Source organism: Candidatus Hodgkinia cicadicola (assembly GCF_002774925.1).
In genome coordinates, this window is sequence record NZ_NXGO01000077.1 from 1 (window position 1) to 938 (window position 938).

At 31.6% G+C, this 938-nt stretch carries 2 protein-coding genes; both read right to left on the minus strand.

What is annotated here, in order from left to right:
* Window positions 1-50: 50 nt before the first annotated feature.
* Window positions 51-218, minus strand: a complete 168-nt coding sequence (locus MAGTDC_RS05975) for a class I tRNA ligase family protein (protein ID WP_146656969.1) — start codon at window positions 216-218, stop codon at window positions 51-53.
* A gap of 348 nt (window positions 219-566) precedes the next feature.
* Window positions 567-869 carry a class I tRNA ligase family protein gene (locus MAGTDC_RS05980; protein WP_414173066.1) on the minus strand — a complete coding sequence of 101 codons (303 nt, stop codon included), beginning with the start codon at window positions 867-869 and terminating at the stop codon, window positions 567-569.
* Window positions 870-938 lie beyond the last annotated feature (69 nt).

A 938-nucleotide genomic window follows, 5' to 3' on the forward strand; every position in this document is an offset into this window, starting at 1 on the left:
ATTGGTTAGTAAATTCAATCGTAATTTACTGCTATGTACTGATCTAATTTTTACTCACCAATCCAACGACCCATTCGTGTAACAATTGTTTCCCACTCTGTTGCATAACGCATAACAATACTGCGACATTCCTTATTATATGCTGCTATTCCCATTTTCTCTATGTCATCAGGTCCTGTTATCCCCAATGATTTATCAATTTCAAATTCCTGAGTCATAAAAAAAAATTGTCAAAAAAGTACACAGTTCTCCTATCGCCCAATCTGTGTACAATAAATTTGAAAAAGTGTTTGTAACTTAATCTCATAGTCAACTACATGTTGTCGTTGACTGTGTAGTCTACGCCCAAAGTCTATTACATACTAAATATAATAGTGTGTGTGGCATCTTTGATCTCCAGTGTGATCTACAATAACTGGCTGACACAAATAAATAACTTACAATGCCATGCTAAAATAATTACATACGCCTACACCTTCCTTTATAAACTTTTATATCTTATCTTATAAAAAAGAGAAACTAAGATTTTGTAATAAAGTTCTATAATTATTTACATAAACATATGATTAATAACCAACCTTAACTCTGAATAAGTATCATATGTTACTCACAACTGGAAGGCCATGACAGTCCCAACCAAACCGTCTTTCAACATGAAATCCACACTGGTGAGCATAACGAGTCACAACATCCTTAATGGCTCCTGCTAAAATGTGGCCATAATGAGGCAATCCAGTCGCAAATGGTGGACCATCATAAAATGAGTACCTAGTTGTAAAAAATGTACAGAGCAGAAGAAAATTACCATCCTCTTTGATCTTAGCTGTTTTTATAACAACTGATAAAATTAAATTAAATCAAATATTTATTTAAATTAAATCAATATAAATACTGCTCACTTCCTATATTTAAAAAAAATTAAGATTAATTTTATTTAA